We start from the raw sequence: 13,294 nt of genomic DNA, 5'->3' as shown, positions 1-13,294 counted from the left end.
CTGGCCGCGGACCGGCATCTGGCCCGCGGCCGATTTGGTTTGAGGAATTTCGAGCTGACGATGATCTATGATCCCGCAAGGGCCAATCCGCTTTTCGGCAATCCCCTGAGGACACGCGACGACCTGGCCAAGGCCGTCACCGATCTCTTCGAGCCGCTGCTGCCGTATTTTTCCGAAGGCGGCGCCCGTGTGCGCCTCGGCGCAGCCGGCGCGACCTTCGATCGGGCGGCGGCGGATCTGGAGGGATTTGCACGGCCGCTCTGGGGGATCGTTCCGCTCGTTGCCGGCGGAGGCACGTTTCCGCATTGGGATCTCTATCGCCGCGGCCTGGCAAACGGCACCAATCCTGCTCACCCCGAATATTGGGGCGATCTTGCCGACCGCAATCAGCGGCTGGTCGAGCTCGCCGCCGTCGGCTTCGCCCTGTCGCTCGTTCCCGAGCACATCTGGGAACCGCTTGACGACAGCGAGAAGAAAACGGTCTCTGCCTATCTTCTCAGGGCGCGCGAGTTGGAATTCATCGATAACAACTGGAAATTTTTCCGTGTGCTCATCGATCTCGGGCTGGAACGCGTGAGCGTGGCGTTCGATCACCGGAAAACCCTCGCCTATCTCGACGAATTGGAGGCCTTCGACCTCGGGTACGGCTGGTATCGCGACGGGCCGGTTCGGCGGGTCGATCATTACATTCCCTTCGCCATGCATTTCTACGGCCTGATCTATGCCGTGCTGGCCAAGGGCGACGAGGCGCGCAAGGATCGCTTCCGGGGTCGCGCCGAGATCTTCGCCAGGGATATTCGCCACTGGTTCGGCCCGGATGGCGCAGCCCTAGCCTTCGGCCGCAGCCAGACCTACCGCTTTGCGGCGGGCGGCTTTTGGGGCGCGCTTGCCTTTGCCGGCGTCGAGGCGCTGCCCTGGGCTGAGATCAAGGGCTATTACATGCGCCATATCCGCTGGTGGTCCGCCATGCCGATTGCCGATCGCGACGGCGTTCTTTCGGTCGGCTACGGCTATCCGAACCTCTTCATGAGCGAGAGCTACAACTCTCCCGGTTCACCCTATTGGGCCCTGAAATTCTTCCTGCCGCTCGCTCTTCCGCAGGGTCATCCGTTCTGGACCGCCGAAGAGGCACCGCAGCCGGAATTTCCGGAACCGGTTCCGTTGACGCCAGCGGGAATGGTCGCCATGCACACGCCGGGAAACGTGGTCGTACTCTCCTCAGGGCAGCAGCACGACAAGATGCTTGGCGCAAACGAGAAATATTCGAAATTCGTCTATTCCACACGCTACGCCTTCAACATCGAAGCCAACGACCGGAATTTCTCCGCCGCAAGCTTTGACGGCATGCTCGGCCTCTCCGATGACGGCGTCCATTTCCGCATGCGGGAAAGCCTCGAAGAGGCGTTGATAACAGGTGACCTGCTCTATTCGCGCTGGCGCCCCTGGAGCGATGTCACCATCGAGACCTGGCTGCTTCCCGAAAACCCGTGGCACATACGCATCCACCGCATCGCCACGCCGCGCATCCTGCTGACCATCGAGGGCGGCTTTGCGATCGAACGCGCGGATTTCAATGCCGATCGCTCCGATGCAAGCGATGGCCGGGCCGTCTGGTACGGACGGACCGACGTCAGCGCCATCGTCGATCTATCGCCCAATCCGAGGGCCGGCCATGCGATGAGCCCGATCCCGAACACCAATCTCATCCACGCCAAGACCCTGCTGCCGCAGCTACGCGGCGAAAGCGGCCCAGGCACCACCGTGCTGGTGACCGCCGCGATGGCCCTGCCCAGCCGTGAAAACTGGGCAAAGGCGCTCGATAATCCGCCGGCCTGTCCCCGCCTCGACGAGGTGGAACGGCTCTTTCGCGAAAAAGGCACCCCGGTGCCGGCATTCGCCCTCGGGACGTAGCTTGGGGGCATTCGGGTTCAACCGGGAGCCAGGAGATTGATTATCGTGCGGTCAGCTCGGAACGGTATGCTTCAGAGATGCGCTGCGCCAACTGTGCCATTTGATCGTCAGGTATCTGCAAAACCCCGTATTCCGCCATCAGTGCATAATATTGCTGCTCTTCAAGAGGTACACCTGAAGGCAAGGGAACGACATGAAAATGCAGGTGGCTATTGGCTTGTTGGCTGCCGAGCGAAAGCACATAAATTCGCTCGGCGTCGAACACGCTCTTGAGGGCGCGCGCCAAGACATGCACCTTCTCCTGTAATCGAAGATATTCATCCGTCGACATGTCCCGCGCCAGATCCTCACGGTGCTCCCTCGGACAGACGATGCAATAACCCGATAGAGTGGGATATTTGCTCAGGAAAATGATCGTCTCGTCGTCTTCAAAAACGCGATGGTGAAAGAAGTCAGGGTCGTTCCTGACCAAGCCGCAGATAAAGCATGGCCTTTTTCTAATGTCGTGCCCATAAGCCTTGAGATCAAATGGTTGGCGTTCGGTCATTCTGAGCCTCTGTCGTCTCACGCGCGGCGGTCCCGGACGCCGGAACTATTGCAAAAGCCATCGTCGCGAAAATAACACGCGCCAAGACCGGTTGCCAACCGTAATATTTTCGGATTACTCCAAGTAATTATATTTATATCTTCGATAAAATAGCAAAATATCCGTTCATCGTAATATTGTTGAACTACAGCTGGGCAAAGCGTAGGGATGTACTGGCCTTTCATTTTTCAAGGCCAGAGGAGGATGCAATGCCAACCATAATGGTCCATCACAATGTCAAGGACACGAAACACTGGCTCGCTTCACCGATGCGCAAACAGATATTCGAACCGATCGGCGTCACGAACATTCGCACGTTTACGGATCCTCAGACGTCCAACCATGTCGGCCTGGTCATGGACGTTGCTGATACGGATAAGTTGATGGCCTTCATGCAGACCAAGGCGGCGGCCGATGCGATGGCGAGTGACGGCGTCTTGCCCGAGACCATGACGTTCCTCGTGCAATCGTAACACGCGTCTGAACCGAACTTGAAAACGCAACGCGGGAGGATGATATGACGACATTATTCGTGAGGCACGAGGTTTCCGACTACGCCACTTGGCGCAAGACATATGATGCGTTTCATCAGGTGCAGAAGGCCAACGGGGTGACGGCGCAGGCCGTATATCGCGCCATCGACAATCCGAACGATATTACCGTCACCCACGAGTTCGCCACGTTTGAAGCGGCGCAGGCATTCAGCAAGCTGGACGAGCTGAAGACGGCGATGCGTACGGCAGGCGTGCTCGGCGCGCCGACGGTGTGGTTTGCCAACAAAGCATGAAATGGGCCAAAATGGCCTCCGCCGCTGTGCCACGGAGGCCGCCGGCGTTCGATGCATGACATGAAGGCGGGTAGTGGACGCTTGCCCGATTGCCGACCTTGGTGACAGTGCCGGCGAACTGCGTAAAATTATGATCCGCTCGTTATGTCGCGCAGGAGATCCAGTCCGCGCTGGTATTTTTCCGTTTTCTTGCCGGCCTGTTCGGCCTGCCGGAGATTGTCTTCGAGATCGGCCCGTTTGACGGGCAAGGACAGCGGGTTTGATGCCGCACGCCTGACGAAGTCGTCGTCCGGCTCGTCCGGCCGCCGTGTCAGAGCATTTACCGCGGAGATGATCGCCGGCGGAAAGCCTTCCTCCCTCAGCCTGTCGAGCGTCCAGCCGTTTCCCTTCTCGACGACGTCATGAAGGTAGGCAACCGTTCGTGGCTCGTCGCCGGAAACGAGAAGGGCTACCCGCTGGCAGTGCTCGAAGAACGGCTGGCCGGTCTTGTCTGACTGACCTTCATGGGCCGTAAGTGCGATCTGGATGGCATGGTCGAGATGCTGCATGACGATCACGGCCCTTCGGTCTTCCTGATCTTCCGCGTGGAAGGTCTTTCGCCCGTCGTCATCTCGATGTCAGGCACCGGAGCCTTGGCGGCCTGAACAGGCCTCGTTCTTGGCCGATCGAAATCGCCGCTTTCACCGGCGCCCTGAAGCAGGGCCGCATCATCCCTGTCGTCTTCATCGAGCAGGTCCTGCAGCGTCTCGTGCTCATCCTCACCGGCCAGTTCGTCGCAGGCTTGCAGCCAATGGCGCTTGTCGGCGCCCTCCGGGCGGCCCTCGGCCTCCCAGATTTCGTAGGCGCGCTGGCGAATCTGCTCGTGCTTGTCTATAGCCATGGCCTTCTCCAAGCGCATTGGGATGAGCCGTCCGAAGAGCGACTCTTCAAGGCGTGTTGATGGTTGGAAGGAAATCCTCCACCTGTTTGCGTTGATCCTTTGGAAGCGTTTCCACCCGTTCCTTCCAGAACCGTTCCGCCTCCGGCGGATCCTCATCCCACTGGCGAACGTCGGTGATATTGTCGTCGATCATGGATCGGCGGTGGCCACCGAGGCTAAGATAGTCCATTGCAAGCTTCAGGCTTGGGGTTCCGGTGCCGCTATCGCGATCTGATGCCGACCTCGCGTTGCGCAGGGCGTTTGCCAATGCCCTTTGGCGATCGATCTCGGCCCGTTCGGTATCGGCGGACCGGGCATCGTCCGTGCCGCTCTCTGGCGGCACGTTGGATCTAGAAGTCGTCATGGGTCACCTTTCGATGTTGTGATCCAATAACCTCTGCAAACGAGGAGAGTTCCGCGCGCGTTTAGAGAATGATTGGGCGGGTGGCGAGCCGCATCGCCCGGGGCGCGATCAATGCACGGCCATGCTCACCATCCGATAGGGGTGCACGGCTTCGAATTGTGAGATCATCGCCGTTGCCTGCTGCAATACCAGCTCGGCATTTTCCGGATCGTCACGGGCGAGTTCGTCGGCGTTGACGCGGATCGCTTCGGCCATGTTGTTGGAAAGTGCCGCAAAATGCGTATTGCCTTCGACAAGGGCCTCACGCGCCGTGTCCTCCAGCGTACGAGCGATATCGACGAAGATTTCCTCGCGTTCCTCGATACTGAGGTCTTTGATCAGTTTGGTGTTCTCTTCCATGTCACTCACTCCTAAAGACGTGGGACGGTGGCCGAGCTCATCAAGCCTCGGCCACCACAGAACTAGGAATGGCGAAATCCGGATTCAAGCCTCAATGCCATTCGCCTTTTTATTCGAACGCAGGAGCGGATTGTCTGTTCCCTGTCGGGCGTTAGCAGTCTCCGGCGGAGAGTGCTAATTTTTCTTTCGTCGCCTCTTGAAATTGCTGAACCCTCGAACCAGATCATTCGCGCAAGGCGCGCGCGCGAACCTGCACCCGCCCGGATCGGTTATCCGGTCCGGCCGCGGGAACAACGTCATCATTGTTTGTCGATGGAGGAAGATATGTCGTTCCGACCGCTTCATGACCGCATTCTCGTCCGCCGGGTCGATTCACAAGAAAAGACAAAGGGCGGCATCATCATTCCAGACACCGCCAAGGAGAAGCCGCAGGAAGGCGAGGTCATCGCCGTCGGCCCCGGCGCGCGCAACGAAGCCGGCCAGATCCAGTCGCTCGACGTTAAGGTCGGCGATCGCATCCTGTTCGGCAAATGGTCCGGCACCGAGATCAAAATCAATGGCGAAGACCTGCTGATCATGAAGGAAAGCGACGTGATGGGCATCATCGAGGCCCAAGGCGAAAAGAAGCAGGCCGCCTGAGGTCCCGGCTGACATCGGTCGATGCTGGAGCGCTTCAGCTTTTCATGGAAACGCAGAACCGTTCCAAGCTTTTATTTTACGCAATTCCGAGCGAAAACGCACTTTTCCTGGAATTGCTCTGGCTGGCTATGAAGGAGTGAGGACATGGCTGCTAAAGAAATCAAATTCAGCACCGAAGCCCGCGAGAAGATGCTGCGTGGCGTCGACATCCTGGCCAACGCCGTGAAGGCGACCCTCGGCCCGAAGGGCCGCAACGTCGTGATCGACAGGTCGTTCGGCGCGCCGCGCATCACAAAGGACGGCGTTTCGGTCGCCAAGGAAATCGAACTCGAAGACAAGTTCGAAAACATGGGCGCCCAGATGGTCCGCGAAGTTGCTTCGAAGACCAGCGACATCGCCGGCGACGGCACCACGACCGCAACGGTGCTGGCCCAGGCAATCGTCAAGGAAGGCGCCAAGGCCGTTACGTCGGGCATGAACCCGATGGACCTGAAGCGCGGCATCGATCTAGCGGTCGCGGCCATCGTCGCGGAACTGAAGGCCAACGCCCGCAAGATCTCGAATAACTCGGAGATTGCCCAGGTCGGCACAATCTCCGCCAACGGCGATGCCGAAATTGGCCGCTTTTTGGCGGATGCCATGGAAAGGGTCGGCAATGATGGCGTCATCACGGTCGAAGAAGCCAAGACCGCCGAAACCGAACTCGAAGTCGTCGAAGGCATGCAGTTCGACCGCGGCTATCTCAGCCCCTATTTCGTGACAAATGCCGACAAGATGCGGGTCGAGTTCGAAGACCCTTATATTCTCATCCACGAGAAAAAGCTCTCCAACCTGCAGTCGATGCTGCCGGTTCTCGAAGCCGTCGTCCAATCCAGCAAGCCGCTCCTCATCATCGCTGAAGACGTCGAAGGCGAAGCGCTTGCTACCCTCGTCGTCAACAAGCTGCGCGGCGGCCTGAAGATTGCCGCCGTCAAGGCGCCTGGCTTCGGCGACCGCCGCAAGGCCATGCTCGAAGACATCGCCATCCTGACCGCCGGCACCGTCATCTCCGAAGATCTCGGCATCAAGCTCGAATCCGTGACGCTCGACATGCTCGGCCGTGCCAAGAAGGTTTCGATCGAGAAGGAAAACACCACAATCGTCGATGGGTCAGGCGCCAAGACCGACATCGAAGGCCGTATTGCCCAGATCCGCGCCCAGATCGAGGAAACCACCTCCGACTACGACCGCGAGAAGCTGCAGGAACGTCTTGCCAAGCTCGCCGGCGGCGTTGCCGTCATCCGCGTCGGCGGCTCGACCGAAGTCGAGGTGAAGGAGAAGAAGGATCGCGTCGACGACGCGCTTCATGCAACCCGTGCCGCCGTCGAAGAGGGCATCTTGCCCGGCGGCGGCGTAGCGCTGCTGCGCGCCGTCAAGGCGCTCGATAATCTCAATACGGCCAACCAGGACCAGCGCGTTGGTGTGGAGATCGTCCGCCGCGCGGTCGAGGCGCCGGCTCGCCAGATCGCCGAAAACGCCGGTGCAGAAGGCTCGATCGTGGTTGGCAAGCTGCGGGAGAAAAGCGAATTCTCCTATGGCTGGAACGCTCAGACGGGCGAATATGGCGACCTCTATGCCCAGGGCGTCATCGATCCGGCGAAAGTGGTGCGCACCGCGCTTCAGGATGCGTCCTCCATCGCCGGTCTGCTCGTCACGACGGAGGCCATGATCGCCGAAAAACCCAAGAAGGACGCCACTCCGCCAATGCCTCCCGGTGCCGGCATGGATTTCTAAAAAGGCTGCCGGCCCGCCCGCACCCCCGGGCGGGCCATGTCTAAGGGAATAGAGATGGTTCAAACGATCAAAAGCCGATCGCAGGTACCGCTGGACTCCCGCGATCTCGACATCTGCCAGCAGGTCTTCGACAAGATCAGATCCGATTACCAGGTGGCAAAGGACAGCGACGAAGCCGAACGAATGGCGAGCATCGTCATCGAACTCTACCGGCAGGGTGTGCGCGACCCCAATCACCTGCAGTCGATGGTCGAGGCGGCCCGCGGCCTCTTCGAAACGAGCGATCGGTAGGAAATGCGGTGCCTGCAGGTCATAAGCACCGCGCGGGATCACACATAACGATGATGTCAGCGTGGATGCCGTCCGGAGGATTTACCCCGAAGAACGGTCATCTGCTCCTGCTGCACTTCATTTTCATCGTTCAAAACAGCTTGCCAAAGCCTGTTGCCGAGCCGAAGCGACACCCGTTTCGTCCCCTCGTGTTCAGCTGTGCCGATTTCCACGGAGCTGACGACGGAACCATGGCGCATGTGGCGGCGAAGATCGGCCAGCGACAATCCGAACCGCTCCGCCAGTTCCGATGATTCCAGGATAAAATCGCCATTTGAATCGCGCTCGATCAGCACCGACTTCTTCTCCAGCTAAGCTCCACGTCCACGCCTCAGGCCACCGCCGCAATAGCATTGTCCTCCTTTGGCAGCAGCCGCGCCACTGCGCTCAGGAGATCCGTCTGCGATATCAGGCCAAGAATGCGGTAATCGCCATCGACAATGATAACGGCATGCGTGCGCCCGTCCGTCAGAACGGGCAATAGCGACAGAGCAGGATCCAACGGTCTAGCCACCGCCGGCCTCGAGATCGCATGGGCGATGGTCTCAGTGCTCATCGACAACTCCCGTAAACCGACAGCGCCGACGAGACGGCCTTCTGGATCCTTCACCGGCAGTGTACGGATATTATGCTTGAGCAGAAGGTGCCGAGCGGCATCCGGTTCCGAAGCCTCCCCAATGGCGATCACGTCGCGCGACATGATATCGGCACAGCTGATCTTGCCGTTTGAGCGGATGGCCGCTTGCAGTTCGACCTGCTGCAGCAGCCGGCCGAGGTCTGCCCGGTCGATATCGAAAGTCTCGTCAAGCGCTTCGAGGGCCGCATCGACATCTTCCTCGCGGAAACCCACACGCACCGCAGACGGCAGGTCGATCGTCTGATGGGTGTTCTCCGCCGGCTTTGGAACGACGTGCGGATAATTCCGCTTCGACAGCCTGTGGAACAGCAGGCCAAGACCGACGAGAATGCAGGAGTTCAAAGCGACGGGCACGAAGGGAAAGAGGAACCCCCAGCCGGCAACGACAGGGCCGCCGAGCACGGCGGTCAGTGCGGCGGCACCTCCTGGCGGATGAAGGCACCGCGTGAAGGACATCGCGCCGATGGCAAGCGAAACGCCGACGCCGGTCGCGATGATCGGATCACGAATGAAATAGGCGGCAATGATTCCCATCAGAGCCGAAATCGTATTGCCGCCGATGATCGACCATGGCTGCGCCAGCGGGCTTGCCGGCACCGCGAAAAGAAGCACCGCGGACGCCCCCATCGGCGCGACGATCAAGGGAAGATGCGGTCCCTGTCCGAACAGATAGCCGCTGATGACGCCGGTGAAACCGATGGCCAGCAAAGCGCCGAGACATGCAATCAATCGCTCTCGTAAGGTCGCACCGGCCAGAATAGGTGAGAACAAACGGAAGCGGCGGAAGCGGCTCGGTCCCAGCTTTGGGGAAACGGGATACTGCATGACAAGACAATTTTAAGCGAGGATTATCTGGCGGCGAAGGAGAAAGGTGTGCGGACTAGTTTGTTGTCAACCGGGGACCTCTGCCTTTGGTCGCGCTGAGGACTTCGTGGAATGCGTTGAACGCGCTGGGGCGATCATTCCTGCGATAGACGAGCAGCGTCTCAACGAGCCCCAATTGATGGGTCTGGACAGGCGTCGGCCAGTGCATGAGGTCAAGGACGGATCGCGGCATGACACCCGCCGTATTCCCGGTCGCAACGCTCGCCAGGATCGCGTGGTAGGAACCGAGCTCGCTCGTCGGCAGCGCGCTCGATTTGCGCGCCCAGTTTTCGGCGATCCTGCGATAGGTGCAGCCAGGCTCTAGAGCGGCGAGTGATCCGACACGCAGGTCTGCGGCGGATTTGATGGAGGGATGCCCGGATGGCAACACAATCAGCAGCTCTTCGACGAAGATCGGCTCCATCTCCAGCGCCTTGAGTTCAGCATCGAAACCTGAATCCTCCTCGCGCATCGTCTTGGGTGGGCGGGCAATCAGCGCGCAATCCAGCACATCGGAGAGAACGTCGCGGGCAAGATCGCGGGAGGCCCCCATCGTCAGATGAAGTGACACATCAGGCCACATCTGATTGAATTGCGTCAGCGCCGACGGCAGTCTGCTTGCCGCCGTGCTCTCCATGGTGCCGACCCGCAATATTCCCGATGGGGCGAGAGGCCGCACGGCCTGGCGCGCTTCGAGCGCAAGCGCCATAAGCCGGTTCGCATAGGCAAGAAACGTCTCGCCCTCCCGTGTCAGCGTCATCTTCTTGCTGTCACGGCTGAAGAGGGAAACGCCGAGGTCCTCCTCCAATTGCTGGATGCGCGTCGTCACATTCGACGGCACCCGCCCTACAGCCTTGGCAGCCTTGGTCACGCTGCGGTCGCTGGCAACGGCGAGGAATATCTCGATCGACGAAAGGTCCAATGAAAAGATCTCGTTTCCGAAATTAAGACGATAGATAATTCTCTATATAAAAATCATCATGCCAACTCAAGCCGGTTTCGGCGTTGAACGAAAAACGCCATCCGCGGACCGGACAGGCAAGCGATTGCCGAAAAAAGGATCGCGACGCCGAGGAAATAGCCATGCAGGCGGCGACATTGCCTCCGTCGGATGAGCATTTGCGGGTTTGAGGCTGGCATGCGGTTTGCGTCTTCCGGACGATCTGCAGATCGATCGGCGACGACCACATGTTGCACCTTGTCTTGACCTGTCTTCTTCTGAGCGTCGCTTCTGGCTTGAGCATGCGCCGTTTTCTGCTGCCGTATTTCTCAGATGGCGATCTCGCCGAGAAATCCGCCGCAGTGACCATCGTCGCGAGCGCCGTCTTTCTGGCGGCAATCGCTTTCACCGTCTCCGATCAGAATCTCTGGGCAAAATCTGCCATCCTGATGCTCGGCCTTTCGCTGGCGGTCATGTTCGACGATGCGAGACCCAGGCTGACAATCGCCCTCTCCGCCGTCAGTTTGGCGGCCTATCTCGGGCTGCGTTCGATTAGCTGAGCCATCCCACTTCCAGGGGATAATGCCGTCTTGTTGGCGGTGCCGAAGCCCTTATCGAGATGCTGCATCCAGAGACGAAAGTCATTCGTCAGCAACGCCACATCGTACAGCCATTCCGCGCGCAGAAGCTCCCAACGACTTGCTTCCCCATTCTCAAGCAAGGCGCGGACTCTTTGCCGCAGCTTTTCGAACGCCTCATCACGAGGAAAGGGCGCAAGGCGGCGCAACGCGGGATGCAGTCGGTTTTCCATGAAGTTCGCTCCTCAACAATCGGTGCATGTTGATAATATATCGTATTACGATATACTTTCAAGATGCCTTGAGTGGAAGCCGAAGGTTTGGGCGCGGGGAAAGCAACCCTCTTGGATTTCGGCGCCTGAAGCCCGTCCCACTGACAAAAGAGATTTCAGGTCACGCGAACACCGATCTCTATTGAAGAATGGTATCGCGCTGTTATTCTCTAATTGAATATGAAATGAGGACGACGAACAGAAAAGAAACGCTCCATGAGTGACGATGTCAGGAAAATCATTGCCGATGGCTACGCCTCACCGGCCTGCTTCATGCACGAGGTCGATCCGGTTTACATGGGGTTTGAGTCGCACCCGGAAGCTGTCCGGAAGTGGCGGAAGGCTGAACGCCGTCGTCTGATAGAGCGCCGGACGCTGCTCGGCGCGAATGAGCGGGAGCAGCGAACATCTCTGATCCGCCATCATCTGGATCGGCTTTTGCCGAAGATCGCCGGCCGCAACGTCAGCCTGTACTGGCCGTTTCTGGGTGAGCCGGACCTTCGCGGCTGGATGCAGTCGGCGGCAGCTTGCGGCGCCACCTGCCTGTTGCCAGTGGTGACGGAAAAAAGGACACCCCTCAGCTTCCGCTCGTGGAGCGTCGGCGAGGAACTGACACGCGGCATCCTGAACATCCCGGTTCCGCTTCGCGGCGAAGAGCGCTTGCCCGATATCGTCGTCGCGCCGGTCGTCGGATTCGACGCGCAATGTTATCGGCTCGGATTCGGAGGCGGCTATTTCGATCGAACGCTGGCCTCTCTCCATCCCCGGCCTTTCGCGATCGGCGTCGGTTTCGACTTCCAGGAGATCGACACCATCCGTCCTCAGGACCACGACATCCCCATGGATGCGATCGTAACCGACGTCGAAATCCGATTTCGCCAAGGCGTTGGCTCCCTTGCCTCGCGGATGTTCGAGGGTTAGCTGATGGATATGAGCAGACGAGCGATGATCATGGACGGGGATCTGTAAGAAAGATCTGGTCGCAGTGGTATGGGTGGCATCCTGTCTTGCCGATCGATGCCTCAGTGTTCTCGCTCGAGACCGTGTACCGCTGGGAGAGCCCGGTAGCGTTCTGAGAATACCACTCGCTCCGGCCCGAATTCGAACGTCAGCAGGTTTTGACCTGCCTCCACCTCTGTCCCTGCGCTTGATGCATGGCGAAGGCCGGTTGCGTCGGCGCCTATCCGGCCTGCGTCAACCGAGTGCCTGGCTGACGAGCGCATAGGTCCTCGGCTCGTGCCCCGCTTGATGTCCCGGAACCGGGAGCCAGGGGCCGCCGAGCGACATGGTCGTCACGATATCGTGGACAGGAAGTCCGCAGCGGGAGAGGAAATCGGAAAAACTTCCGCCCTGCTCGCGTGTGTCGAGGCGCAGGAACGCCCCTGCATGCTCGGCCGCATGCGGGCGGACGACGGCGATCGCGTCCGCGTCACTGCACGCAACAATGGGACCGATGACATGGCCACGCCCGAACCGCCGGCAAAGCGAGAAAGCCTCGATCCAGCCGGCGCGGGTCAATACGATGCCTTTGGAGTTTGCCATCAGCCTGGCCAAGAGCAGCTTACGATCGGTGCCGAAGGCCACGCAATCCAGTTCGGCGATCGCTTCCAGATCGCTGGCCTCAACTGCCCGTATTGCGGCACCGGGCGGCAGCTCCACACCCGGCGGCGATATCGCTTCTCCCTGGCATTGAAAGACGAGCGCCTCGTGAACAAAGTTCAGGGAATGATAGAGACGTCGCGCTGCGCGCGTCGCATTCAGCCCGAGGTTCCGCCCGGCGACCTGCTCCAGCGCGTGGCCCATGAGCCATTGCCCGGCGCCATTGGTTTGAAGACGCGGCGAGGTGATGACCATACCGATCGTGGCAAATTGGGCATCGTAGGGAAACCACATCGCAGAGCCCAGGATGCGGCCGATTTCATCGATCGCCACGATACCCTGGCCGAATTCCCGCAAGAACTGCCAGTCTTCGCCACGATGCGGCCAGGCGACGGTCATCGACAGCGCATGCAACTTGTCGAGGGCAACGCTGTCGATCCCGGCGATATGTGTCTCGAAACTATCGACGAACCTGGATTCGGATGTCAGTTCACTCACTCCCACCCCCTGCCGCATTTTTCTGGCCAAGCCGGCATCTGGAAACCTCTGCCAAGACTAGAACAGATCGTTCGATACAATTCACTGGTGAGGCCGGCGCAAACACAACAATCGACCAAATCCGCTACACTTTCGGCAAATAAAGCCTGGAGCGTCCTCTAAAGTCATTGACTAGGCCAATCGGCCGCTGTCGCCGTT

At 59.5% G+C, this 13,294-nt stretch carries 18 protein-coding genes and 1 pseudogene; 9 read left to right on the top strand and 10 right to left on the bottom strand.

The features are described 5' to 3' along the window. Positions 1–60: 60 nt before the first annotated feature. Entirely contained in the window at positions 61–1,911 is a 1,851-nt protein-coding gene (locus N2600_RS29135) for a DUF2264 domain-containing protein (protein ID WP_260299076.1), read from the top strand. Positions 1,912–1,951: 40 nt separating this feature from the next. On the opposite strand, the gene N2600_RS29130 is transcribed toward N2600_RS29135, so the two are convergent. After that, positions 1,952–2,458: an HIT family protein gene (locus tag N2600_RS29130; protein ID WP_260299075.1), complete on the bottom strand. Its 507-nt coding sequence runs from the start codon at positions 2,456–2,458 to the stop codon at positions 1,952–1,954. Positions 2,459–2,706: 248 nt separating this feature from the next. On the opposite strand from N2600_RS29130, the gene N2600_RS29125 reads away from it, so the two are divergent. Further along, complete coding sequence (locus tag N2600_RS29125; RefSeq protein WP_260299074.1) at positions 2,707–2,970, top strand: hypothetical protein; 264 nt, start codon at positions 2,707–2,709, stop codon at positions 2,968–2,970. Positions 2,971–3,014: 44 nt separating this feature from the next. Further along, entirely contained in the window at positions 3,015–3,284 is a 270-nt protein-coding gene (locus tag N2600_RS29120; RefSeq protein WP_170259614.1) for a cyclase, read from the top strand. 128 nt (positions 3,285–3,412) lie between these two features. On the opposite strand, the gene N2600_RS29115 is transcribed toward N2600_RS29120, so the two are convergent. The 4 genes from N2600_RS29115 to N2600_RS29100 form a co-directional block, all read right to left on the bottom strand. Further along, positions 3,413–3,832: an HD domain-containing protein gene (locus tag N2600_RS29115; RefSeq protein WP_170259734.1), complete on the bottom strand. Its 420-nt coding sequence runs from the start codon at positions 3,830–3,832 to the stop codon at positions 3,413–3,415. A gap of 5 nt (positions 3,833–3,837) precedes the next feature. Next, positions 3,838–4,164: a DUF2934 domain-containing protein gene (locus tag N2600_RS29110; RefSeq protein WP_170259613.1), complete on the bottom strand. Its 327-nt coding sequence runs from the start codon at positions 4,162–4,164 to the stop codon at positions 3,838–3,840. A gap of 46 nt (positions 4,165–4,210) precedes the next feature. After that, a complete protein-coding gene (locus N2600_RS29105) occupies positions 4,211–4,567 on the bottom strand; it encodes a hypothetical protein (protein ID WP_170259612.1) in 357 nt (118 codons plus the stop codon). Between the two features lie 108 nt (positions 4,568–4,675). Continuing rightward, the gene (locus N2600_RS29100; RefSeq protein WP_164578840.1) at positions 4,676–4,966 is read right to left on the bottom strand and encodes a hypothetical protein; all 291 of its coding nucleotides are present in this window, start codon (positions 4,964–4,966) and stop codon (positions 4,676–4,678) included. A 324-nt stretch (positions 4,967–5,290) separates the two neighbouring features. On the opposite strand from N2600_RS29100, the gene N2600_RS29095 reads away from it, so the two are divergent. The 3 genes from N2600_RS29095 (at position 5,291) to N2600_RS29085 (ending at position 7,669) form a co-directional block, all read left to right on the top strand. Then, positions 5,291–5,605 (top strand): co-chaperone GroES, encoded by a 315-nt coding sequence (locus tag N2600_RS29095; RefSeq protein ID WP_170259611.1) that lies wholly within the window; start codon positions 5,291–5,293, stop codon positions 5,603–5,605. 144 nt (positions 5,606–5,749) lie between these two features. Continuing rightward, positions 5,750–7,378 carry a chaperonin GroEL gene (gene groL, locus N2600_RS29090; RefSeq protein ID WP_260299073.1) on the top strand — a complete coding sequence of 543 codons (1,629 nt, stop codon included), beginning with the start codon at positions 5,750–5,752 and terminating at the stop codon, positions 7,376–7,378. A gap of 54 nt (positions 7,379–7,432) precedes the next feature. Next, positions 7,433–7,669, top strand: coding sequence for a hypothetical protein (locus N2600_RS29085; RefSeq protein ID WP_170259609.1), 237 nt, complete (start codon positions 7,433–7,435; stop codon positions 7,667–7,669). 56 nt (positions 7,670–7,725) lie between these two features. Here N2600_RS29085 and N2600_RS29080 read toward each other — a convergent pair whose 3' ends face one another. Genes N2600_RS29080 through N2600_RS29070 form a run of 3 tightly spaced genes read right to left on the bottom strand, consistent with a single transcriptional unit; the run spans position 7,726 to position 10,131 of the window. After that, positions 7,726–8,004: a DUF6522 family protein gene (locus N2600_RS29080; protein WP_170279623.1), complete on the bottom strand. Its 279-nt coding sequence runs from the start codon at positions 8,002–8,004 to the stop codon at positions 7,726–7,728. A gap of 35 nt (positions 8,005–8,039) precedes the next feature. Continuing rightward, entirely contained in the window at positions 8,040–9,170 is a 1,131-nt protein-coding gene (locus N2600_RS29075) for an HPP family protein (RefSeq protein WP_170259607.1), read from the bottom strand. 55 nt (positions 9,171–9,225) lie between these two features. After that, on the bottom strand, positions 9,226–10,131 hold the full coding sequence (locus N2600_RS29070; protein WP_170259606.1) for a LysR family transcriptional regulator: 906 nt from the start codon (positions 10,129–10,131) through the stop codon (positions 9,226–9,228). Between the two features lie 266 nt (positions 10,132–10,397). Between N2600_RS29070 and N2600_RS29065 the strand changes: the two genes are divergently transcribed. Further along, positions 10,398–10,709 (top strand): hypothetical protein, encoded by a 312-nt coding sequence (locus N2600_RS29065; protein ID WP_170259605.1) that lies wholly within the window; start codon positions 10,398–10,400, stop codon positions 10,707–10,709. Here the strand turns inward: N2600_RS29065 and N2600_RS29060 are convergent. Beyond that, the gene (locus tag N2600_RS29060) at positions 10,682–10,960 is read right to left on the bottom strand and encodes a hypothetical protein (RefSeq protein WP_162116293.1); all 279 of its coding nucleotides are present in this window, start codon (positions 10,958–10,960) and stop codon (positions 10,682–10,684) included. The two genes, N2600_RS29065 and N2600_RS29060, sit on opposite strands and share 28 nt — an antisense overlap. 255 nt (positions 10,961–11,215) lie before the next feature. Here N2600_RS29060 and N2600_RS29055 point away from each other — a divergent pair, with 255 nt between their 5' ends. Both N2600_RS29055 and N2600_RS29050 read left to right on the top strand, forming a co-directional pair. After that, positions 11,216–11,920 (top strand): 5-formyltetrahydrofolate cyclo-ligase, encoded by a 705-nt coding sequence (locus tag N2600_RS29055; RefSeq protein WP_170259604.1) that lies wholly within the window; start codon positions 11,216–11,218, stop codon positions 11,918–11,920. 24 nt (positions 11,921–11,944) lie between these two features. Further along, positions 11,945–12,150: pseudogene (locus tag N2600_RS29050) on the top strand (hypothetical protein). Between the two features lie 43 nt (positions 12,151–12,193). Here N2600_RS29050 and N2600_RS29045 read toward each other — a convergent pair. Further along, entirely contained in the window at positions 12,194–13,114 is a 921-nt protein-coding gene (locus tag N2600_RS29045; protein ID WP_170259733.1) for a GNAT family N-acetyltransferase, read from the bottom strand. Positions 13,115–13,294: the final 180 nt, after the last annotated feature.

It is taken from the genome of Rhizobium sp. WSM1274 (assembly GCF_025200775.1).
Lineage (GTDB): Bacteria > Pseudomonadota > Alphaproteobacteria > Rhizobiales > Rhizobiaceae > Rhizobium > Rhizobium leguminosarum_I.
This window is presented reverse-complemented; position numbering and strand designations above follow the sequence as displayed.